At 67.2% G+C, this 22,535-nt stretch carries 15 protein-coding genes; 12 read left to right on the top strand and 3 right to left on the bottom strand.

The window, feature by feature from the left end:
- Positions 1–78 precede the first annotated feature (78 nt).
- Positions 79–816 carry a PEP-CTERM sorting domain-containing protein gene (locus AAF184_03765; GenBank protein MEO0421427.1) on the bottom strand — a complete coding sequence of 246 codons (738 nt, stop codon included), beginning with the start codon at positions 814–816 and terminating at the stop codon, positions 79–81.
- 266 nt (positions 817–1,082) lie between these two features.
- Here AAF184_03765 and AAF184_03760 point away from each other — a divergent pair, with 266 nt between their 5' ends.
- Positions 1,083–2,015, top strand: coding sequence for a tetratricopeptide repeat protein (locus AAF184_03760; GenBank protein MEO0421426.1), 933 nt, complete (start codon positions 1,083–1,085; stop codon positions 2,013–2,015).
- A complete protein-coding gene (locus AAF184_03755; protein MEO0421425.1) occupies positions 2,012–4,819 on the top strand; it encodes a clostripain-related cysteine peptidase in 2,808 nt (935 codons plus the stop codon). The genes AAF184_03760 and AAF184_03755 overlap by 4 nt, the downstream gene beginning before the upstream one ends.
- Positions 4,820–4,830: 11 nt before the next feature.
- Here the strand turns inward: AAF184_03755 and maiA are convergent, their stop codons facing one another.
- Entirely contained in the window at positions 4,831–5,475 is a 645-nt protein-coding gene (maiA, locus tag AAF184_03750) for a maleylacetoacetate isomerase (GenBank protein MEO0421424.1), read from the bottom strand.
- Between the two features lie 32 nt (positions 5,476–5,507).
- Positions 5,508–6,374 (bottom strand): tryptophan 2,3-dioxygenase family protein, encoded by an 867-nt coding sequence (locus tag AAF184_03745; protein ID MEO0421423.1) that lies wholly within the window; start codon positions 6,372–6,374, stop codon positions 5,508–5,510.
- Between the two features lie 333 nt (positions 6,375–6,707).
- Here AAF184_03745 and pdhA point away from each other — a divergent pair, with 333 nt between their 5' ends.
- The 10 genes from pdhA (at position 6,708) to AAF184_03695 (ending at position 22,529) form a co-directional block, all read left to right on the top strand.
- Positions 6,708–7,793, top strand: a complete 1,086-nt coding sequence (gene pdhA / locus AAF184_03740) for a pyruvate dehydrogenase (acetyl-transferring) E1 component subunit alpha (GenBank protein ID MEO0421422.1) — start codon at positions 6,708–6,710, stop codon at positions 7,791–7,793.
- Positions 7,794–7,795: 2 nt separating this feature from the next.
- Positions 7,796–8,773 carry an alpha-ketoacid dehydrogenase subunit beta gene (locus AAF184_03735; protein MEO0421421.1) on the top strand — a complete coding sequence of 326 codons (978 nt, stop codon included), beginning with the start codon at positions 7,796–7,798 and terminating at the stop codon, positions 8,771–8,773.
- A 5-nt stretch (positions 8,774–8,778) separates the two neighbouring features.
- Positions 8,779–10,008, top strand: coding sequence for a dihydrolipoamide acetyltransferase family protein (locus tag AAF184_03730; protein MEO0421420.1), 1,230 nt, complete (start codon positions 8,779–8,781; stop codon positions 10,006–10,008).
- A gap of 64 nt (positions 10,009–10,072) precedes the next feature.
- The gene (locus AAF184_03725; GenBank protein ID MEO0421419.1) at positions 10,073–14,935 is read left to right on the top strand and encodes an NAD-glutamate dehydrogenase; all 4,863 of its coding nucleotides are present in this window, start codon (positions 10,073–10,075) and stop codon (positions 14,933–14,935) included.
- A 115-nt stretch (positions 14,936–15,050) separates the two neighbouring features.
- Positions 15,051–16,679 (top strand): O-antigen ligase family protein, encoded by a 1,629-nt coding sequence (locus AAF184_03720; protein ID MEO0421418.1) that lies wholly within the window; start codon positions 15,051–15,053, stop codon positions 16,677–16,679.
- 15 nt (positions 16,680–16,694) lie between these two features.
- Complete coding sequence (locus tag AAF184_03715) at positions 16,695–17,300, top strand: cysteine dioxygenase family protein (protein MEO0421417.1); 606 nt, start codon at positions 16,695–16,697, stop codon at positions 17,298–17,300.
- Between the two features lie 155 nt (positions 17,301–17,455).
- Positions 17,456–18,385 (top strand): HDOD domain-containing protein, encoded by a 930-nt coding sequence (locus AAF184_03710; GenBank protein MEO0421416.1) that lies wholly within the window; start codon positions 17,456–17,458, stop codon positions 18,383–18,385.
- 349 nt (positions 18,386–18,734) lie between these two features.
- The gene (locus AAF184_03705; GenBank protein ID MEO0421415.1) at positions 18,735–19,877 is read left to right on the top strand and encodes a sigma-54 dependent transcriptional regulator; all 1,143 of its coding nucleotides are present in this window, start codon (positions 18,735–18,737) and stop codon (positions 19,875–19,877) included.
- 5 nt (positions 19,878–19,882) lie between these two features.
- Complete coding sequence (locus AAF184_03700; GenBank protein MEO0421414.1) at positions 19,883–21,124, top strand: ATP-binding protein; 1,242 nt, start codon at positions 19,883–19,885, stop codon at positions 21,122–21,124.
- The gene (locus AAF184_03695; GenBank protein ID MEO0421413.1) at positions 21,114–22,529 is read left to right on the top strand and encodes a sigma-54 dependent transcriptional regulator; all 1,416 of its coding nucleotides are present in this window, start codon (positions 21,114–21,116) and stop codon (positions 22,527–22,529) included. Before AAF184_03700 ends, AAF184_03695 begins: the two co-directional genes overlap by 11 nt.
- The last annotated feature ends 6 nt before the right edge of the window (positions 22,530–22,535 follow it).

Raw genomic sequence — 22,535 nt, 5'->3', positions numbered from 1 at the left:
GACGACAAGACGACGCGCGGGGGCAGCCAATCAGCCAGCCCCCACGCAGGGCACTAACATTTTCAATAATCTGGTGGGCTAGACGACGCCCCCCTGACGGCGCACGTAGGCGCCTCCGAGCAGGCCCAGCGCCACGAGGAAGAGCGAGCTCGGCTCGGGCACCTGGATACCGGGCACGTCGAAGACGATGTCGTCAAAGCCGATCCCCGCCGGATCGAGGTTCCAGATCGAGATGCCGGCGATCGTCTGCAGCCCGTCGGTGGTGGTGAAGCCAAAGAAGTCCGTGCCCAGTCCCATCGGGGTCAAGGTGTCGATGAGGCTGCCGTCGCGCCCCCAGAACTCGAAGGTAGCGCCGCCTAGGTTGCCGCCGACGGAGAGGAATCCGAACTCCGACTGATCGTTGTCGAACAGGATCGACACGGCGCCTTCGCCGATGGCGTTGAAGTCGGGGAACTCCAGCGGACCCAGGCCCGTGAGCACGTTCGAACCGCTGTGCTCGAAGATGTTCAAGTTCTGGTTCGGATCGCCCGCGACGAGCGACAGGGACCCTCCCGCCGGCGTGCCAGAGAGCACATCGGAGTTGCCGTTGAAGCCCAGCGTCTGGCCGTCGAAGCGCTCGCCGAAGGTCGCGCCGTCCAGGTCGATGAGGGCGTCGTAGTTGACGCCGGGTGCCGTGCCCCCGGGGAGTCCCTCGAAGTCGATGAGTTCGGTACCCGCGAGCGAGAAGTAGTCCACTTCGGTGATGGACGCCATCGCACCCTGGGCGAGTAGCACGCCCGCGAAGGTCGCTGTCATCCAACGCAGTTTGACCGCCATGTTGATCTCCTTGTGCTTGTTGTTGTTGCTGATCGGCCTAGCGGAGCCTGTTAGGAGGAGCGACGGCATCGAGGCGATTGCCTCGCCGCTGATCGAGCGGGACGTGCGTGGGGGCAGATCGGACGAATGTCCTCGAGCTGCGAGGAAGGAACCCGTTGGTCCTTACGTCAAATGCCCAACCTCCGGCGTCTCAGGGGGAGTGAGCCGATATTCGGGGCGCTTGCGCCTAAGGGGCTAACGACGGTTTCGCCTTGAGGAATTCGACCATGTCCCGCGTCTTTTCAGCCCTGCTGGCTGCGATCTCGCTCACCCTTGGCGCCTGCGCGCCGGGCCCGATGTCCACCACCACCAGCGAGTTCCGTGACAGCAAGCTGATCATCAAGGTCTTCGAAGACGGCGCGTCCACGGTGGAGATCGGCGACGCCCAGCGCAGCCCCACCCCCATCGACGTGCTGAACGCCGAGGCCAGCAAGGGCGATGTGCACGCCCACCGCCTCCTCGGCCACGCGTACTGGCAGGGCAGCACCTCCACGATCAACGGCATCAACGCCTTCCCGCGCAACCGCGAAAGTGCCGTGTGGTACTACGAGCGCGCCGCGCAGATGGGCGACGCGCCGAGCCAGTACTACCTCGGCCTCGCCTTGGAGCAGGGTGACGGCGTGGCCAAGGACGAGAAGAAGGCCTTCGGGTGGCACGAGAAGGCCGCCAGCCAGGGCTACGTCGATGCCCACGCCCAGCTCGGCTACTACCTGAGCACCGGCGACGGCGGCATCACCGTCGACCTACAGAAAGCGGTGGAGCACATGCGCTTCGCAGCCGGCGCCGGCAATCCGATCGCCCAACTCAACATGGGCAGCTTCTACGCCAAGGGCACGGGCGTGGAGCGCAGCATGGAAGAGGCGGCTCGCTGGTACTGGACCGCCGCCGACCAGGGCAACACCGAAGCCATGGTGCGCCTCGCCCGCCTCCTGCGCGCAGGCGATGGCATCCCCCGCGATGACGCGGCCGCCACCCAGTGGCTGGAGCAGGCCGCCGCCGACGGCCACGAGGAAGCCCAGGCGATGCTGGGCGACAAACCCGCGGACAGCAGCGCCGATCCATGGGCGGCCGACGGTGCGCCCGAAAGCGGCGGTGGCGACCCGTGGGGAGATACGCCGAGCGATCCCTGGGCTGAGCAAGACGGAGGATCCAGTCGATGACTCGCTTATCGAATGTATTAGGTCCGCTCGCCCTGTTGGCAAGCTGCGTCCTCGGCGCCGCCACGGCCGCGCCTGCCGACTGGACCCTGATGATCTACATGGCGGCAGACAACAACCTCGAGGAGGCCGCACTCATCGACCTCGACGAAATCGAGGCCGGCATGCCCGAGCAGGGCGTGGAGATCATCGTCCTCATCGATCGCGCCAAGGAGTACACGGACGGTCTCGGCGACTGGACCGACGCCCGCATCCTGCGCATGCGCCCGAACCAGGAACGCGGCACCCTCGCCTCCGAGGAGATCAAGCGCCTGGGCGAGATCAACACGGGCGACCCGCGCAACCTCGAGAAATTCATCCAGTACAGCGTGGGCAACTACCCCGCCAAACGCTACGGTTTGGTGATGTGGGACCACGGCGGCGGTTGGCAGGGCATGGCCGACGACGAGGACGCCGGCACCGGCCAATCCCACGACAACCTTAGCCTCCCAGAGCTGCGCCAGGCGCTCACGAACGCCATTCCCCAAGGGCGCAAGCTCGATCTCATCGGCTTCGACATGTGCCTCATGGCACAGGTGGAGATCGCCTACGAGGTGGCGGACTTCGCCCGCTTCATGGTGGCCTCGCAGGCCGTGGAGCCCGGCTACGGCTGGCCCTACGATGTGCTGCTGCCGGCCTTCGCCGAATCCACGGCCGGCCCCAAGCGCCTGGCCCAGAACATCGTGCGTCGCTACGGCGAACACACCGAGAAGGTGGGCGAACGGGTGGCGACCCAATCCGCCATCGACCTCAGCCAGATGGAGCAGGTGAAGGGCGCGATCGACGCCCTGACCAACCGCATCGGGCCTACGGCACGCCAGCACTGGACCAGCCTCACCCGCTCCATCTTCTGGGCCGACAGCTTCAACCCCCAGGGCAAGGACACCAACCGCAAGCAGGCCCAGAACGCGCTGTCGAGCTCCGATCTCCTGGATCTGGTGAAGCGCTCGCGGGTAATTCTGGGCGAGCAGTTCCCCGCCCAGGCGGAGTTCCAGCAGCTAGTCGACGCGATGGACAGCGCCGTGGTCGACAGCCGCAACTCCCTGCGCCATCGCCTCAGCCACGGCATGTCGATCTACGCCCCCCCGAGCGCAGGGACCTACAACCCCGCCTATGAGCAGACCCGCTTCGGCGCCAGCAGCAGCTGGCCGCGGCTACTCAAGGCCGTGCATCGCCACCAGGGCAGCCAGAGCGCGCCGCCCAAGATCAGCTACTTCCAGTACGTGGATGCCAGCAACGGCCAGCAGCGCACCACGACGTCGATGCTCGATAGCACCACCCTGCGCCTGAAGGTGGAGGGCAACAACCTGCTTTGGGTGCAGGGCCTGACGGGCCGCTACAGCCCCGAGGAGAAAGGGAATCTGATCTTGAGTCGCGGCTACATGACCGACTCGCGCTTCCTGGAGGAGAAGCTCGCCGCCAGCGGCGATGCGGCCGAACTGCTGGTGCCCGTGTTCAAGGGTAATACGGCCACCCTCGAGATGGAGGTGATGCCGGCGACCTACACCATCAGCAACGGCGAGACCTACGGCTTCGCCACCCTCGACGCCAGCGAGGCGCAGCTGGGCGAGGGCCAGAGCGTCTCCATCCTCGCCGAGTTTGAGAACAGCGAACTCGGTCGCCACCAGGCCGTGATCTCCTTCAACCTAATGACGTGGAAAACCGACGGCATCGCCCTGCTGGTGGAGATGAAGGACGGGCGCGTGGTGCCGCGGGGCGTGAAGCCCCAGCCGACGGACCAGGTCACCCTGCTCTACGAGTTCATCCCCGACGGCGAGCAGGAGCCGTCCCTGCGACGCGGCGTGCAGATGCCGTGGAAGAACGGCCTTGAACTGATCATGAGCGAGGTGCCGAACGGCGACTACACCACCTGGGCCATCGCCGAGAACCTCTCGGGCGAGACCCACGTGGCGCGGGCGACGGTGCGCGGTGTTGCGCCCCAATGGGAAGTCGCGGCGGGCTTCGACGGCGCGCGTCAGCTCACCATCGACAAGCTCGCCGGGGTTTGGGCGAGCGTGGACGATGACACGCCGATCTTCGCCATCGGCCAACCCGTAGCCGATGGGGTGGCGGCGCTGGTCACCGACAAGGAGGCGTTGCCGGCCGAGGCCCGGGACTGGAACTTCCTCGTTGAGCTCGACAACCGCCTGCTGCCGATGTTGAGCATCCTCACTTTCGATGCGAGCGGCGAGAAGCTGCTGGGGCGCATCCCTTACATGATCCTCGCCAACCCTGCCCAGCCCGACAGCCTGTGGATCAAATCCCTCATCGGCGGCGGTGGCCAGGCCGTGGGCGAGATCGTGCAGGTGCGGCGCACGCAGCGCCTGGCCGACACCAACAAGCCCAAGCCCACGGGCGGCGGATCAGGTGGCGGCAGCGGCGGCGGCGCCAACAGCGACGATGACGGAATCCCAACGATCATCCCGCCCGACGACGACATCCCCACGGTCAAACCACCGACCAGAGCGCGGGTCGTGGGTGCCTGGGCCGGTGAGGGGCAAGGCGGCGTCGAGGTGTACGTGGAGCTCATGGGCGACGGCACCTTCCAGCAGATGGAGGTGAGCTACATGGCCGGGCTGCAGGTGGAGACCTGGGGCACCTACGACTACCGCGACAACACCATGACCGTGCGCTACGGCGGGGGTCGCCAGTGTCATGCCTACGGCTGCGAGCCCTTTGCGCCGACGCCTATCGCGCCGTTTCCGCTAGAGGTTCGCGGCGATGTGATGCGCTCGCCGTGGGCCGTGCTGTACCGCCAGGACGAGTGATCGGCGTCGACCTACGACGGCGTCGCGTCCGGCTGCACCTCTGGGCGCGCCGCATCGAAGGCGGGAAGCGCAAGGCAACGCTCGTTGATGGCCCGTATCGTCGGGTAGGCCGCCATATCGCAAGCAAAGCGCACGGCGTTGTACACCTGCGGCACGAGCACGCAATCGGCGAGCCCCGGCTGCTCGCCGGCGCAGAACGGCTGCCCTGCCGCGGCCAGCCGCGACTCGAGGGGCGCAAAGCCGCGGTGAATCCAGTGTTGGTACCACGCGTTGACCGCGTCGGCGTCGGATCCTAGCTCCTTCTTTAGGTACCCGAGCACGGCGACGTTGTTCAGCGGGTGGATATCGCAGGCGACGAGCTGCGCGAGCGCCCGCGCCCGCGCCCGCGCCAAGGGCTCGGTGGGCAGCAGGGGAGGATCCGGGTAACGCTCCTCCAGGTAGTCCAGGATTGCCAGGGACTGGGTGAGCGTCTGCCCATCGATCTCGAGGGCGGGCACGCGCCCTTCCACGTTGATCTGGGCGTAGGCGGGGGAATGCTGCTCCGACACCGCGGGCGCCAGATTGACGCTCACGGACTCGAAGGCGATGCCCTTCAAGTTCAGGGCGATGCGCAGGCGGTAGGCCGCGCTCGAGCGCCAGTAGGTGTACAGCTTCACCACGGTCCGTCTCCTTCTCGTTCACGCCGCCCCTACAGGCGGGTGCGCACGTCGATGAGCTCCGGGAACAAGCGCATGTCCACACCCGAGCGCAGGTACTGCACGCCGGACGATCCACCGGTGCCGCGCTTGAAGCCGATGATGCGCTCGACGGTCTTCATGTGGCGGAAGCGCCAGAGCGAGAAATGGTGCTCCACGTCCACCAGCTTCTCGGACATCTCGTAGGCCTCCCAATGCTCGTCGCGCGCGCCGTAAACCGTCTCCAGCACGTCCACCACGCGCGTGTCGGCCTGGTGGATCTCGGTGAGGTCACGCTCGAGCACGTCCTTGGGGATCGCGTGACCGCGACGGGCCAGGTAGTGCAGGTACACGTCGTAGAGCGACGGTGCCGCGAGGCGCGCACTGAGCTCGGCGTGGGTCGGCTCGTCGTGACGGAACACGTCGAGGTAGGCCGCACGCTTGCGCCCGAGGACGAACTCCAGGGCCCGGAACTGCGCCGATTGGAACCCTGACGAGTTGCCGAGGACCGTGCGGAACTCCGTGTACTCGGAGGGCGTGAGGGTCTCCAGCACGGCCCATTGGTTGAACAGCTGGCGCTGCACCTGGACCACGCGCGAGAGGTTCTTCAGCGCGGGGCCGGGGTTGTCCTCGGCCACATGGGCGATGGCGGCGTCGAGCTCGTGCAGGATCAGCTTCATCCACAGCTCGGACACCTGGTGCTGAACGATGAACAGCATCTCGTCGTGGTGCTGGGGATCGCTCAGGGGCAGCTGCGCGTTGAGCAGCAGATCCAGGCGCAGGTAGCCCGTGTAGGTGAGGCGATCGCGCAGGTCGCGCTCGATGCCCGCTTCGAGTTCCTGCGGGTCTTCACCGTTGTCTGGCGGCGACGAATCGGTCATATCGACAGCGTCCTCAGGGCGATGGGAGGGCCGGCGTCCAGCGCCGGCGCATCTGCGGCGGTGCGCCATTCTAAACGCTGCCGTTCATGCCTGCCCACGAGACGTGAGAAAGGGTAAAGAAAAGCGCTTTTCGGCGCGCGTAAGGCCGTTGCAATCGGTATAATCGCGCGCGCCGGAAGACAGTCAGCTACTGCCCCCGCACCCACGAGAATACGCTGTGCCGCAGCAGGGACATCGCCCTCAGCTGCCGCCGGCGCGCGCCAGGCTTGAGCGGCGCCCGAACAGTACACGCGAGCCGGCACGGACGACCGGTGCACCGCGGAAGGAGAACCTTTGAAGACCATCGCTTCCTACGACGTGAAGTATGTCCAGATCCTCGATCCGGACGGCAACGTAAACGGCCCCCTGCCCGCCTTCGCCAACGATCAAGACGAACTGATGCGCCTGTACCGAATGATGGTGCTGACCCGCCAGTTCGACACCAAGGCCATCAACCTGCAGCGCACGGGCAAGCTCGGCACCTACGCCTCCTGCCTCGGCCACGAAGCGGCCCACGTCGGCATTGGCTCGGCGATGGAAGCGGAAGATGTGTTCGCGCCCATGTACCGCGAGTACGGCGCTCAGCTGTGGCGCGGTGTAAAGATGTCGGAAGTGCTCCAGTACTGGGGCGGCGATGAGCGCGGTAACGACTTTTCCGGCCCGCGCCACGACTTTCCCTGGTGTGTGCCCATCGCCACCCAGTGCCTGCATGCCGCGGGTGCGGCCATGGCCTTCAAGCTGCGCCGCGAGCCGCGCTGTGCCGTCGCCGTGATCGGCGATGGCGGCACCTCCGAGGGCGCCTTCTACGAGGCCATGAACCTGGCCGGCGCGCAGAAGCTGCCCGTGGTGTTCGTGGTGGTGAACAACAAATGGGCCATCTCTGTGCCCATCGAGTTGCAGACCGCCGCTCGCACCCTGGCGCAAAAGGCCTTCGCCGCCGGCATCCCCGGCATCCAGGTGGACGGCAACGACGTCTTCGCCGTGCGCGAAGCCCTCGGCCAGGCCCTATCCCGCGCCCGTCGCGGCGAAGGCGCTTCTCTGGTGGAGGCGGTCACCTACCGCCTGAGCGACCACACCACGGCGGACGACGCCAGCCGCTACCGCCCACCGGAAGAGGTGGAGCAGGCCTGGAAGCTCGAGCCGCTCAAGCGCTACCGCAAGTTCCTCGAGAACGAGGGCCTGCTCGACGAGTCGGCCGAGAAGGCTATCAGCGAGCAGTGCACGCGGGAGATCGAGTCCGAGGTAGCCGTTTACCTCGACACGCCCATGCCCACGGTCGACTCCATGTTCGATTACATGTACGAGACCCCGCCCCACTCGCTGGTCGAGCAGCGCGAATACGCCAAGCGCTACGACCGCGGCGAAAGCGGAGGGCACTGACGATGGCACGGGTAACCCTCATCGAAGCGCTCACCATGGCCATGCGCCACGAGATGGAGCGCGATCCCAGCGTGCTGATGCTGGGCGAAGACGTGGGCGTGAACGGCGGCGTATTCCGCGCCACCGCGGGCCTACAGCAAACATTCGGTAAGGAGCGCGTGATGGACACGCCCCTCGCCGAGAACATGATCGCCGGCATGTCCGTCGGCATGGCAGCCCAGGGCATGCGCCCGGTGGCGGAGATCCAGTTCACGGGCTTCATCTACCCCGCCGTGGACCAGCTGATCAGCCACGCCGGCCGCCTGCGCCACCGCACGCGCGGACGCCTGCACTGCCCGATGGTGCTGCGCGCGCCCTACGGCGGCGGCATCCACGCGCCGGAGCACCATTCGGAGAGCACCGAGGCGATGTTCGCCCACATGCCGGGCATCCGCGTGGTGATCCCCGCGTCCCCGTCACGCGCCTACGGCCTGCTGCTGGCCGCGATTCGCGACCCCGATCCAGTCGTGTTCCTGGAGCCGAAGCGCATCTACCGCGCCGTCAAGCAAGAGGTGGAGGACAACGGCGAGGCGCTGCCGCTGGACACCTGCTTCATCCTGCGCGAAGGCACGGACGTCACCCTGGTCAGCTGGGGTGCGATGACCCTCGAGACGATGAAAGCTGCCAAGCAACTCGAGGCAGACGGCGTGAGCTGTGAAGTGATCGACCTCGCCACCATTAGCCCGATGGACACGGACACGATCCTCGAGTCCCTGGACAAGACCGGGCGCATCGTCGTGGTGGCCGAAGCCCCGCGCACCTGCGGCGTGGCCTCGGAGATCGCCGCGCTGGTGGCCGAAGAGGGCATCTACTCGCTCAAGGCGCCGATGCGTCGGGTCACGGGTTACGACACGGTCATGCCACTGTTCCGGCGTGAGATGGATTACCTGCCGAGCGTCGAGCGAATCGTCGACGCCGTGCGCGATACGCTGGAGGACTAGAGGCCGTGAAGACCTTCAATCTGCCGGACCTGGGCGAAGGCTTGCCCGAGGCCGAGATCGTGAAGTGGCACGTGAGTGAGGGCGATGCGATCACCGCCGACTCGCTGATGGTGTCGGTGGAGACGGCCAAGGCCGTGGTGGACGTGCCCGCGCCCTACACGGGCACGATCGCCAAGCTCTACGCGGCCGAGGGTGAGATGGTGGAGACCGGCAAGCCGCTGGTCGACTTCCGCCTCGACGGCGAAGCGGCCAACGATGCGCCGCCCGCCGAAGCACCCGAGGCCGAAGCGGCGCGCGATGACAGCGCGACGGTGGTCGGCAACGTGCCGACTAGCGATGAGGTGGTGCAGGAGACGGCCGTGGCCGGTCGCGGTCGCCGCGGCGCGCGCGGTCGGATCAAGGCGATGCCGTCGATCCGCGCCGAAGCCGCCCGCCTCGGTATCGACCTCACCACCGTCACCGCCACCGGGCGCAACGGCCAGATCACCCAGACCGACCTGCAACGCCACGCCGGCGCTGCACCGGCGCCGGCGGCCTCGCCTGCCGCCGCACCGCCCGCGCCGGCGGCCGCGCCGAGCCTCGCACCGGCGAGCGGCGAGACGGTGATCGATCCCCTGCGGGGCCCGCGTCGCGCCATGACCCACAGCATGACCCGCTCTCGCAACGAGGTCATGGAGTGCACGATCTTCGACGACGCCGACATCCACGCGTGGCGTCCGGGCGAGGACATCACCGCCCGCGTTCTGCGTGCGATCGCCGCCGGCGTTGCCGCCGAACCCGCCATGAACGCCTGGTACGACGGCGAGCAGCTCACCCGCACGCTGCACTCCCGCGTGGACGTGGCGATGGCGGTCGACGGGCCCCAGGGGCTCATCGTCCCGGTGATCCGCGGCGTCGATGGCAAGAGCGCGCTGGCACTGCGTGAGGACGTGAACCGCCTCAAGGTGGCCACCCGCGAGCGCAGCATCTCCCCCGACGACATGCGCGATCCCACGATCATGCTGTCGAACTTCGGCATGTTGGCCGGTCGCTACGCGACGCCGGTGGTGGTGCCGCCGTGCGTGGCCATCCTCGGCACCGGCGGCGTGCGTCACGATGTCGTCGCGGTGATGGGCGGTATCGAGGCACACCGGGTGATTCCCCTGTCGCTGACCTTCGATCACCGAGCCTGCACCGGCGGCGAAGCGTGCCGGTTCCTCGCCGGTGTGATCGCTGACCTGGCCCTGGCCGACTGAGATCGTGTAAACCCTGACTCCTGGCGACCTGAACCATCGCGCGGGCAAGTAAAAAGGCTGACGGATGAGTGAGTCATACACCGCCACCGTAAGGCGTCCGACCGACATCATGACCGGCGTCTTGGAGGAGATCGTGGCTCACGCGGTCGCCCTCGAGTCAGGGTTCACCCTGCCGAAGGCGATCGACGTCGCTAGCTTCGTCTATCGCTACTACGAGAACGCCGCGCCCGACGACCTGCGCGAGAACGACACGGAGCAGCTCGCCGCCGCCGCCCTCGCTCACCTCCAGTACGTGAGCCATCGGCGAGGCCAGAACCCGAAGTTCCGCGTCTACGCCCCGAATCGCACGGAGCACGGCTGGACCACGCCCGCCCCACGCCTGGTGGTGGAGCTGATCAGCGACGATATGCCGTTTCTGGTCAGCACCCTGGCCCTCGCAGTGCAGCAGTGCGGCCTCAGCCTGCGTATGACCGTGCACCCGGTGTACGAGGTGGAGCGCACCGCCCAAGGCGAGCTGGTGCGCTTTGTTTCCGAGGAGGAGGAGCCGCCCGCCGGCAGCCATCGCGAATCCCTGGTGCACATGCAGCTCGATCGCGACGCGGACACCCGTCAGCTCGTGACCCTGCTCGCCAGCATCAGCGAGGGCGTGGGGGACCTGCGCCTGTCCATCGACGACTGGCGCGCCATGCGCGACCGCCTGACCGATGCGCGCGACGGCCTCGGAAGCGACGCGCCGCCGGTGCCGGACCAGATCCTGCAGGAGTCCCTCGCCTTCCTGCAGTGGATGAACCGGCGCAACTTCACCTTCCTCGGCTACCGTGAGTACCGCCTGGAGGACGTGGACGGCAACGAGACCCTGGTGCCGATCGAGTCGACGGGCCTCGGCATCCTGCGCCCGGATAGCCGCCTCAGCCACCGCCCGCCGGAGTTCGCTCGCGTGCTGCGCCATCACCTGCGCAGCCGCGAGCCCCTGATCATCACCAAGGCCGACACGGTCTCGACGATCCACCGCGCCGGACGCCTCGACTACATCGGTGTCAAACAGTACGACCCCGCCGGCCGCGTGGTGGGCGAGCATCGCTTCCTGGGCCTGTTCACCGCCTCCGTCTACTACACCGACGCCCTCGCCATCCCCCTCGTGCGCCTGAAGATGGAGCAGATCCTGCAGCGCGCAGAGCTCACCCGCGCGAGCCACGCGGGGCGCACGCTGCTGCACGTGCTGCAGACCCACCCGCGCGATGAGCTGCTACAGGCGAGCATCGAGGACCTCTCGCGGATAGCGAACAGTATTCGTAACTTGCAGGAACGTCAGCTGACGCGGCTGTTCATCCGCCGCGACTTGTTCCGCCGCTTTATCGCCTGCCTGGTGTTCATTCCGCGCGAGAAGTTCAACACGGACGTGCGCGAGAAGCTCGAGGCCTTGATGCTGGAGGGGCTCGGCGGCGAATCCCTGGAGTCTCAGGTCACCCTGTCCGAATCCGCCCTGGCCCGCGTCTACACGGTGGTGCGCATCGACCCCACCCAGGACGGCAAGATCCAGCTGCGCTGGCTGCAGGAGAACATCGAGCGCGTTACCAAAACCTGGGACGATCACCTGCGCGAAGCCCTGAGCGAGCGCTACGGCGAGCGGCGCGGCATCGCGCTGACCCGGCGCTTCGCCTCCGCGTTCCCGGCTGCCTACACGGAAGATGCCGGCGCGCAGACGGCCGCAGACGACATCGAGCGCATGCTGGCCCTCGACTCGAGCAAGCGCAACGTAGACATCACCTTGTATCGCCCGGCCGACGCCCCGCGTGAACACATCCACCTGAAGCTGATCCGTCCTTTCTCGCCGATCTCCCTGTCGAACGTGCTGCCGGCCCTCGAAAACCTGGCCCTGCACGTGGTGAGCGAACGTCCCTACAAACTAGAACTGGACGACGGCAAGACCTGCGTGTGGATCCAGGACTTCGACATGCGTTGCCGCGAGGCGCCCGAGCGCATCGAGGACGTGCAAGACATCTTCCGCGATGTCGCTCGCGCCGTGTGGCGCGGCGCGGTGGAGAACGACGGCTTCAACGCCCTGGTCCTGCGCGCGCGCCTGAATTGGCGTGACACCGCACTGCTGCGCGCCTATTGCCGCTATTTGCTGCAGACCGGCCTGCCCTTCAGCCAGAGCTACATGGAGGAGGTGCTCGGCGAGTACGCCCACCTGGCCGCCGCGCTCGTGGCCCTGTTCCACGCCCGCCTGGATCCGGCTGGGCGCGATGAGCAGGCCGCCACCGAGCACGCGCACACCCTGGAGAAGGCCCTCGACGGTATCGCGAGCGCCGATGAAGATCGCATCGTGCGCGCCTTCTACGCCGTGGTCATGGCCACTCTGCGCACGAACTTCTACCAGCGGGGCGAGGACGGTAAGCCCCTCGAGTACATGTCCTTCAAGCTCGATCCAGCGCAAATCCCGGACCTCCCCGAGCCGCGACCGATGTTCGAGATCTTCGTGTACTCCCCGCGCGTGGAGGGCGTGCACCTGCGCACGTCCAAGGTGGCTCGTGGGGGCCTGCGCTGGTCCGATCGCCGCGAGGACTTCCGCACCGAGATCCTGGGCCTGATGAAGGCGCAGAAGGTCAAGAATACGGTGATCGTGCCGACCGGTGCCAAAGGCGGTTTCGTCGCCAAGCGCCTGCCCGAGGGCGATCGCGAGGCGTTGATGGCCGAGGGCATCGCATGCTACCGGCTCTTTATCCGCGGCCTGCTCGACCTGACGGACAATATCGTCGGCGGCGAGACCGTCGCGCCGCAGGACACGGTGTGCCTCGACGAGCCCGACTCCTACCTGGTGGTGGCCGCCGACAAAGGCACGGCCACCTTCTCGGACATCGCCAATGAGGTGGCCGCGAGCTACCGGTTCTGGCTAGGCGATGCCTTCGCGTCCGGTGGCTCCGTCGGCTACGACCACAAGAAGATGGGCATCACGGCGCGCGGCGCCTGGGAAGCGGTCAAGCGCCACTTCCGTGAAGAGGGCGTGGACACGCAACGCGAGCCCTTCACCGTAGCGGCCATCGGCGACATGTCCGGCGACGTCTTCGGCAACGGCATGCTGCTGTCGCCACACATTCGCCTGCAGGCGGCCTTCAACCACTTGCACATCTTCCTCGACCCGGAGCCCGACGCGGCGCGCAGCTACGCCGAGCGCGAACGCCTGTTCAAGCTCCCCCGCTCCACCTGGGAGGACTACGACCAGACCCTGCTCTCGAGCGGCGGCGGTGTGTTCTCCCGCGGCTCGAAGTCGATCCGCCTGCCGAGCGAGGCCCGCGCCATGCTCGACCTGGAGGACGAGGAACTCACGCCCGATGCCCTGATTCGCGCCATCTTGAAGATGCGCGTGCAGTTGCTCTGGAACGGCGGCATCGGCACCTACGTGAAAGCCAGCGATGAGAGCCACGTGGATGCGGGCGATCGCACCAACGATGCGGTACGGGTGAACGCCAAGGATCTGCGCTGCAAGGTGGTGGGCGAAGGCGGCAACCTCGGCCTCACACAACGTGCGCGCATCGAATTCGCCCACGCGGGCGGCTTCATCAACACGGACTTCATCGATAACGCGGGCGGCGTCGACTGCTCGGACCACGAGGTCAACATCAAGATCCTCCTCGACCTCCTGGTGAAGGAAGGGGACGTGTCCTGCTCCCAGCGCGAGGGCGTGCTGGCGCAGATGACCGACGATGTCGCCACGCTGGTCCTCGAGAGCAACTACCGTCAGACCCAAGCCATCAGCTTGACGGAATTGATCGCCTCCGAGCGCTTCCGCGAGCACGTGCACCTGATGCGCAGTCTCGAGCGCGAGCGAGAACTCTCACGCGCCCTGGAATTCCTCCCGGATGAGGAAGAGGTGACTGCCCGCAACAAGCTGGGGCGCGGCCTGACCCGGCCGGAACTCTCCGTGCTGGTGTCCTACGCCAAGATGCACCTCTACGGCGCGTTGATCGACTCGACGGCCCCCGAAGATCCGCACCTGGCGGAGGAACTGAAGGCCTATTTCCCGGCGCAGCTGGTGGAGCTCGCGGGAGCACGGCTGACCGAACACCCCCTCGCCCGCGAAATCATCGCCACCCAGATCACCAACGACCTGATCAATCGCATGGGCCCCACCTTCGCCCATCGCACCATGGACGACACGGGCGCCGATGCCGGCGCCGTCGCCCAGGCCTACGCGGCGGCCTTGTTCAGCCTGGACCTGCGCCCGGTGTGGTCGGCGGTGGAGGCCCTCGATAACGAGACCCACGCCACCACCCAGTACTCGATGCTGCTCACCATCACCCGCGTGCTTCGCCAATCCACCTATTGGCTGCTCGAGCGGCAACGCGGTGAACTCGATATCGGCCGCATCATCGACCGCTACCACCAAGGCATCCGCGCCGTGCGCGACACCCTGCCCAAGGTGCTCACGCAACGGGAGCGCTACGCCTACGATCAAGCGGTTCAGGGCTACGAGCGACTGGACGTGCCCGTGGAGACGGCGCGCGCCATGGCAGCCCTGGGCCCCCTGCCCTGCGCGTTCGACATCGTGGACATCGCCACCGAAGCGAACATGGACGTCAGCGCAATGTCCGAGCTGTACTTCCAGGTGGGCGGCCTGGCCGGTGCTGACTGGCTGCGCGACGCAGTAGAGCAGCTGCACATCGCCGGGCGCTGGCAGGCGATCGCTCGCCAGAGCCTGCGCGACACCGTGTACTCGCTGCAGGCGGAACTGGTTCGCCACGTGGTGGTGAACTGCGGCGGTGATCGGCTGCCCTGCGCGAGCGCGCTGGAGCAGTGGGGCGGTCGCAATCGGACGGGCCTCGCCCGGGTGCAACGGATCATCCTCGAGATCAGCGAATCCGGCGAACCGGACTTCTCCACCCTGACGGTGGCCGCGCAGGAGATTCGAAAGCTGGCACGCCTGTAAGGGCGCGCGCCTGGCGCCAAGCGCGCGTGCGATAGCTGTGACCTGATTGGGCGGCATGCCCACGGGGCACGTGCCAAGCTCCGTGGCCTACTTGCTGTCAGGTAAGCGCGCTACCATGAGTGCCCACGTCGAGCCACGCCCGGCGGAGACTGCCGTGAACGAGTCCTTCTCATCACCTGCCCGCCTCGCCCTGGCGCCGGAGGCCGCCGTGGGCGTCGGCCTGCTGGCGTTTTGTGCGGCCCTGCTCGTCCTCGCGCCCCTGATCCAACTGCCCCTGCCGCTCAGCGAATTCGATCAGAAGCGCTACCTACAGCTGTTGCTGATGGTGGTGAACGCGGCCGCCTACGCGCTGTCGCCAGATCTTCGGCGCCACGTCGCCGCGGAGATCGCCGCCGTGCCCAGGACGGCCTTGGTCGCCCTGGCCCTCGTGCTCATCCTCGGCATCGCCTCTTCGCTGAATGCCGAGTCCCCTCGCCACGCCTTCACCGAGTTGGCCCTGCTGCTCGCCCTGGGGCTCTACGCCATCACGGTGGCGGGCGCCTTGCGTCCGGTATTGCCGGCCGCACGCCGCTGGTTCGCGGTCATGGTGTTGACGATGATCGGGCTGTACCTGCTGCGATCGGCGGGAGCCTACCTCGCGTGGCTAACGACCGTGCAACTGGAGGTCACCGAGCTCTTCGTGGGGCTTGGTCACAAGCGCTTCTTCGGGCATTGGCTGACGCTGACGCTGCCCCTGTGCGTCCTCCCCGCGCTCATGTTCCGCTCACCCTGGGTGCGCGCCGGCAGCCTGCTCGCAGCCAGCCTGTGGTGGGCCGTGGCCTTCGGTATCAGCGGCCGCGGCACGCTGATGGGAGTGGGCGTGGCGCTCGTCTTCAGCGCCCTCCTCACACCCAAGGCGCGGCCCTGGTGCGCCCTGCAGGTGGCCTGCGCCCTGGTCGGATTCGCCCTCGCCTTCGCGTTGTTCGAACTGCCTACGCGGGATTCCGAAGCAGTGGTGGGGATGGCGCGGCTCGGCGGGCAGGTGGGCACCGCCGGTGCCAACGAGGGACGGCTGGTGTTGCTGCTCGAGTCGGCCGAACTCATCCTGGCCAATCCGACCCTCGGCATCGGGCCCATGCATTTCGCGGCCGTGGGCGAGCGTGGTCATCCCCACAACCTCGTGGCGCAGCTGGCGGTGGAGTGGGGCCTCCCCGCCACCATCGTGCTGTTGGGCCTGGCGCTGGCGGGCGCTGTCGCGTGGTGGCGTCTGCTGCCGGCGGCGCGCACCACGTCCGTCGTTCGCCCCGCGGTCGCTGCCAGCCTGCTCGCCGGCGCCGTGCACGCCCTGGTCAGCGGCGTCCTGGTACCGGCGTACACACAACTCTGGCTGGCTACCCTGGCGGGCTTCGCCCTGTGTGAATTCAACGACATGCTGGCGCCCTACGGCCGCGAGCAGGATCGCCGCGCGCAGCCCGCGCGCCGCTACTCGCTGCCCGCCACCAGCGCGATGCTGGGCCTCGCATGGATCTTCAGCCTCGGCGCGCTAGGGGTCACCGCCGTGCGCGATACGCCCCACGTGCTGCAGAGCATGCGAGCGATGCAAACGCGCCGGGTGCACGGCGCGCCACGATTCTGGCAGTACGGCTACATCGATGAGGGGCGCAGCCTGCGCGCCCTGGTCGACGATCAGCCCCTGCGCAAGCGACCGCGCTACACACTGGACGCCACCCTGGAACGGGTGCACTTACCGTTCCTGTCTGACTGAACTACACTTCCCGCCATGGCAATCGACAGCGACACCGTTCCCCAACACCTCTGCGCAGACGAGTTGCGCCAGGGGCTCGACGCGGCCGTGCGCAATGGCAACGGCGATCCGCATCGCGTGGTGCCAGCGGTGCGCACCGTGCTCGCCGAATTCGTCCGTCGTCACGCCGGTCAGGTGCCCGACGAGTTCGCCGAGGCACCGGACGATCGCTACGCCAGGCGCCTCATGCACAGGAGTGACGAACTCGGTTACGCGGTGATCGCGATGACCTGGGGCGCCGGTCAGCGCACCCCTATTCACGATCACTGCGGCATGTGGTGCGTGGAGGGCGTGTGGCAGGGCTGTATCGAGGTGGAGCAGTACGAGTGCATGGAGCGCAAGGACGAATTCTGTCGCTTCGAGCCGCGCGGGTGCATGCAGGCGTGCGCCGGCTCCGCGGGGAGTCTGATACCGCCGCACGAGTACCACACGATCGCCAATGCCGAGGACGATCGCGCCGCCATCACCGTGCACGTCTACGCTGACCACATGACCACGTGCAACATCTTCGAACCTGCGGCCAACATCGCCGAAAACGGCGAATGGTACCGGCGACTCCCGCGCCAACTGCACCTCGACTAATCGGCCTTCGCCAGCGCCCGATCGACGCGCGGCGGATTGAGAACCAGGCCCACGAATCTCCCTTCGCGCCCTCCTACACTGCACGTTGACTTAACGGGCACGTCGGCCCCGGCACACGGATGCCGTGCGGGCCGATCAGCGATTCGGAGGACTCCATGGCGCACGACGCGAGAGTCGTAGAAGCGTCCGGCAACGCAGCACTGCTCTTCCTCGAATACCTGACGGAAGAGATCAACCGCGGTGAGCTCAACCTGCCGTCCTTTCCGGACAACATCATCAAGATCCGCCAGGCGCTTGCTGATGAGGGTTGCGGGCCGGAACGGCTGGCGAAACTGATCTCCACCGACCAGGGCCTCGCGGCACGCCTGCTGCAGATGTCCAACTCCGCGCTGATCTCGCGCGGCGTGCGCGCGGTGACCGACCTGCGCACGGCCATCCTGCGCCTTGGCTTCAACATGGTCCGCAACGCCGCCATGTCCGCCGCCATCCATCAGATGTTCCAGTCCAAGAAGGCGGCTGCGATGCGTCGCGAGGTTCGCGCGATCTGCCGCGAAGGGGCGGACGTCGCGAGTCTGGCGTTCATCATCGCGCGCGTGACCGAGCGCTTCAACGCCGACGAGGCGATGCTTGCCGGCCTGCTCCACAACGTGGGCAAGCTCTACATCTGCATGCGGGCCTGCGATCAATCCGAAGTGCTCGCCGACCGCGACATGCTAGCGCATATGTTAGGTGAATGGCACGGTGCGATCGGCCGCGTGATCATCGAATCCTGGGGGTTCTCCGCCGAGCAAGCGGCCGCCGCCGAGGAGCACCTCGATCACTCGCGCAGCCCGACCGAGCCGGATCTCGTCGACATCGTGCAGGCGTCGGTCGTGCTCTACGAGGCGATGCAGCGCTCCACGCGCCTGTACGGTGTGGATCCGGACACCGGTGAGATCGTCGGCTCGGAAGAGGAAGAAGCGCGTCAGGCCTCACAATCGCTTCTGGCACGCCCTGTGTTCCTGCGCTTGTCGATCGATCAGTCCCGCCTTGGCGCCGTCCTCTCGCGAGCCCGCGACGACTCGATCGCCAACGGCCTCGCCTGAGCCGAGCGCGCCTGCCTCCCGGCGCCCCCAGCGCCGCGTGTCGATAGGGCTCCCCAGGCCCTTAGCAGCCCCACCTAATGCCGCCCTCCCTGGCGGCCCCGTGTGCGCCAGTCCACACCCTTTTCAGTCACTTAGGAGTCGGCCGGCCGCCGCTGCGCTGGCCATTTGACCGAACGTGTGAGGGAACTGTGAACCCATTCACGGGGAGAGCCGTCACCCACTTGCTATAACGTCATCCAACGGTGAGGAACGGACGGATTGTTGACGCGCTACGGATCCAGCGCACACCGCAAAGCGCCGAAGCGAAATCGGACTGCACCACCACTGGATCCAGGAGGACGTGGACTCCATGTCACCGACCCACAACGCTGCCGCCGCCCCTGCCCTAGCCGTCGACTCGAGCGCGCTGGACGCCGCTCCCCTGACGCCAGCACCGGCTCTCGCCAACCCCGCCCCTGTCAACGCCACCACCTTAGGACACCGCGGTCGATTCCGGCCCTGCGGGTCGTCCAGGGGCATGCAGCAAGTGCATCGCCTGATCGATCAGGTGGCTCGTCACGACACGAACGTATTGATCCTCGGCGAGTCGGGCACGGGCAAGGAGCTCATCGCACGCAACGTGCATGAGCTCTCCTCGCGCGCCAGTGGACCCTTCGTGCCCGTGAACTGTGGCGCCATTCCCTCCGAATTGATGGAGAGCGAACTCTTCGGCCACGAGAAGGGTGCTTTCACCGGCGCGATCACCAACCGTAAGGGGCGCTTCGAGTTGGCCGAGGGCGGCACCCTGTTTCTGGATGAGATCGGCGACATGGATCTCAACATGCAGGTGAAGCTCCTGCGAGTGCTGGCCGAGCGTTGCTTCGAGCGCGTGGGCAGCAACACGAGCCAGCCCTGCAACGTTCGCATCATCGCCGCCACCCACCGCGACCTCGAAGCCGCCATCGAACTCGGCCGCTTCCGCGAGGATCTGTTCTACCGCTTGAACGTGTTCCCCATCGAGACACCACCCCTGCTCGAGCGGATCGGCGACTTGCCCGAGCTGGCAGACGCGCTGATCGCCCGCAACGAGTCTGCGGGCGCCTCGCGCATCGCCTTCGCCCCGGAGACCCTCGCGATCCTCGCCGACTACCCCTGGCCCGGCAACATCCGCGAGCTGGCAAACCTGACGGAACGCTTAGCCATCGTGCATCCGAGCAGCATCATCGAACCCCATCACCTGCCCGCACGTTACCTGAACGCCACCGCTTCGCACCCGGGCCTCGACGGCGCCCTCGACGACGATGGCAACCAGGGCGATGTCCGCCTGCCTCCCGGCGGGCTGGACCTCAAGCACTACCTCACCAACATCGAGCTCGACCTCATCCGCCAGGCCCTCGATGAATCCGACGGCGTCGTCGCCCGGGCAGCACGCCTGCTGAAGATGCGTCGGACCACCCTTGTCGAGAAGATGCGCAAGCACAGCGTTCGTTCGACCGGCACCGCCACCGACTAAGCCCCATGAGCGCCAATCCCTCCCCTATCGACGGCAACACCAGCCTGGTCGAGAGTCGCGGCACGCCGCCTGAACTGGCCGCTGCCTTCGTCGCCTTCACCGAAACCTCCGCTCGACTCGAGCGTTCCTACGGCCAGCTGCAGCAGCGCGTCGGCGTGCTCGGCGAGCAGCTGACCAAAGCCCGCAGCGATCGTCTCGCACAGCTGGCCAAGACCGAACGCCTCGCCAGTCGCTTGAGTGGCCTGCTGGCAGCGCTGCCGGGCGCCGTACTCGTGCTGGATGCGAACAGCCGCGTGCAAGAGCACAACGACGGCGCGCGCGAGCTCTTCGGCATCGACCTCGCCGGTCAGCGCTGGGACGACATCCTCGCCACCCTGGCGGCGACCAGTGAGGACGGTGGCGGCGAACTCGCCCTGGCCGATGGTCGACGGCTCAGCGTCTCCGTGCGTCCCCTGAGCGGCGAGGGCGGCATGATCATGTTGCTCACCGATGTCACCGAGACCCGCGAGTTGCAGGCCATCGTGCAACGCCAGGAGCGCCTCTCCGCCATGGGCGAGATGATGGCGCGCCTCGCGCACCAGGCCCGCACACCCCTGGCCACAGCCATCCTCTACGCCTCTCAGCTGCGGCGCATGCCGATGCACGGCAACGCGGCCGTGTTCACCCAGCGGGTTATCGCGCGCCTGAAGCACCTCGAGAACATGATCGAGGACATGCTCTGCTTCGCCCGCGGCAACCAGGGGGGTAGCACGCCGCTGCCAGTGGACGCCCTGACCGAAGGGGCCGTCGGCAGCTTGCCCGCCGAGCGTGCATCGCGCGTCCAGGTGACGGCGCCGGCGCAGAGCGCGTACGTCCTCGGCAATCGCCGTGCCCTGACCGGAGCGCTGACCAATCTCCTAGAGAACGCCTTAGCCATGGATGAGCATGCGCTCGTCACCCTGGAGGCCTGCATCGACGAACGAGCGGGTCAGGTGCGGTTCACCGTGACGGATCAGGGCGCGGGCATCGACCCTGCCCTGCGCCAACGCGTCTTCGAACCCTTCTTCACCACCCGCAACAACGGCACGGGCCTCGGCCTTGCGGTGGTCCGCAGCGTCGCCGAAGGTCACGGGGGACGCGCCTACGTCGACGACTCCCCGCCTGGCGTGGGCGCTCGCGTCGTGCTCGAACTACCCCATGCCCGCGCCGAGGCAGTCGCTCGCCTGCTCGCTGCACAGCACTCCGCGGAGGCCCACGATGCTGGCTGACTCGACGCCCCTGCCTCCCGCCGCGGCGGAAGCCGCGCGCCAGCGCCACCTCCACCTGTTGGTGGTGGAGGACGATGCGGAGATGCGCGAAGCCCTGGAGACCACGCTCCTGGACACGGGGATCACCGTGCGCGGCGTTGCCGATGGGCGGCAAGCCCTCGCCGCCATCGGCGATGCGCCGGTAGACGCCGTGTTGACGGACGTGCAGATGCCCAACATGGACGGCCACGAACTGCTGCGTCGCATCCGCCGCCGCAACCCCCAATTGCCCGTCATCCTGATGACGGCGTACGGCTCGATAGAACGTGCGGTCGAGGCGATGCGCGATGGCGCGTCAGACTATCTGCGCAAGGGCTTTGACGTCGATACGCTGCTCCAACGAATCGACCGCCTGCGCAGTCCCCAGCCCGCCGTCGTGCCGATGGCGGACGACAGTGACGACGATGCGCCGATCGCCCGCGCGGCCAACAGCCTCAAGACCCGCGCCATCGCCAAGCGCGTGGCGGTGAGCAACGCCACCGTGCTGCTCTCCGGCGAGAGTGGCACAGGCAAGGAAGTCATCGCCCGCTACATCCACGCTCAGTCGCCGCGCGCGGACCAGCCCTTCGTGGCCATCAACTGCGCTGCGATTCCCGAGTCCATGCTCGAGGCCATGTTGTTCGGTCACGAGAAGGGCGCCTTCACCGGCGCCACCCAGGCCACGCCCGGCAAGTTCGAACAAGCCCAGGGCGGCACCCTGCTGCTGGATGAAATCTCCGAGATGCCCCTGAGCCTGCAGCCGAAGCTCCTTCGCGTGCTGCAGGAGAGCGAGGTGGAGCGTGTCGGAGGACGGCGCATGCTGCGCCTCGACGTGCGCATCATCGCCACCACCAACCGCGAGCTGCGCGGCGAAGTCTCGGCCGGTCGCTTCCGTGAGGATCTCTACTACCGCCTCTCCGTGATGCCGATCCCCTTGAGCCCCCTGCGCGAGCGCCGCGAGGACATCCTGCCGCTATTCCGACACATGCTCCTGCGTCATGCCGACGGCCGGGCGGCGCCTCGCCTATCGCCCTGCGCGGAGCACTTTCTCTGCCAATACGACTGGCCCGGCAACGTGCGCGAGCTCGACAACCTCGCCAATCGCACCCTGATCCTCTGCAGCGGTGACGAAATCACGGCGCAGGATCTGAACGTCGAGGGCGTCGACGACGGTGTCTTGACGCCGGCGGTGCCCGCGTCGCGGGTGGGCGAGCTCAAGGCCGACATGGAGGTCGTCGAGCAGCAAAGAATCCTGCAAGTCATCGCCAGTACACGCACGCGGAAGGAAGCGGCGGAGCAGTTGGGCGTCGCAGTTCGCACACTGCGTCACAAACTGCAGAAGATGCGAGAGCAAGGCGTGGACGTTAGCGGTGCGAGTGGCACATAGCTTGCT

This window comes from Pseudomonadota bacterium (assembly GCA_039815145.1).
Classification (GTDB): domain Bacteria; phylum Pseudomonadota; class Gammaproteobacteria; order Steroidobacterales; family JBCBZW01; genus JBCBZW01.
Note: the sequence above shows the minus strand (reverse complement) of the source record. Positions and strands in the feature narration are given on the sequence as shown.